At 58.3% G+C, this 711-nt stretch carries 2 protein-coding genes; one reads left to right on the top strand and one right to left on the bottom strand.

The window, feature by feature from the left end; translation table 11 throughout:
• Positions 1-225: 225 nt before the first annotated feature.
• Positions 226-507 (top strand): hypothetical protein, encoded by a 282-nt coding sequence (locus AC1DW2_RS43845; RefSeq protein ID WP_084795344.1) that lies wholly within the window; start codon positions 226-228, stop codon positions 505-507.
• On the opposite strand, the gene AC1DW2_RS43840 is transcribed toward AC1DW2_RS43845, so the two are convergent.
• Positions 494-711, bottom strand: a 218-nt coding sequence (locus tag AC1DW2_RS43840; RefSeq protein WP_477009217.1) for a hypothetical protein, incomplete at its 5' end; no start/stop codon positions are given. The genes AC1DW2_RS43845 and AC1DW2_RS43840 overlap by 14 nt on opposite strands.

The raw sequence follows: 711 nt of genomic DNA, 5'->3' as shown, positions 1-711 counted from the left end.
GGGTAGCAAAAGCCGCATTCCTACGGCTTACGATAGCGTGTGCGCGGAGAGATGAGCGACATTGACGTACATCAAGGGTGAGCTGGGCTGTGCGTTAACTCCGTCGAACATTATCCGTGTTTCCTGCCGCCCGTCACCGCGACCTTGATTCAGATCAACCAGCTTCGTGATACCCGCACCAAAATAAGAGACCGACTGGGCTAGGGCGATTAGTTGGTGCGTGCGATGACGCCGACTTGGTATGTCACCTTCGAGGTTCGTAAACGCGGCACGCTGCCGAAGCAGCGGAGCCCTCGGGAAACAAGGACCTTCGCTACGGAAGCAGAGGCCAAGGCATTCGTTCGTGCAAAGCTCGACGAAGGTCTCGTAGTATTTGCGGGCACGATCAATCCGCACGTCCCCAAGCAACTCATTCCGTCGTCCCGCATCCAAGCTTGGCTTGTCGATGAACAATGGAACGCTGAGCGAGATACAGGTCCCGACCGGACGCCGATCACCAGGTTCTGAAGCCGAACCAGCCGAACTGCCCTTGTCGTGCCGCCAGAAGCATCTGCGGCTGGACGTTTCGCCTCGGTCGAGCCGCAACATGCAACATCTTGCGTTGTCGCTTGCGATCGACGGTTTCAGGCGGGCGTGTATCCTGTTTCGGCAGCATCGCGAAAGAATTCGMCACCGCCGGGCTCTGTCTGACGGTAACGGGCGGTTCGGCCA

This window comes from Bradyrhizobium sp. P3_C3 (assembly GCF_056402655.1).
The sequence above is the reverse complement of the archived record's forward strand: the minus strand, read 5'-3'. Positions and strand labels throughout refer to the sequence as shown.

What these genes read in the sequence shown, in the direction of transcription:
- AC1DW2_RS43845 (WP_084795344.1), top strand. Translation starts at nt 226, where the DNA reads ATGACGCCGACTTGGTATGTCACCTTCGAGGTTCGTAAACGCGGCACG.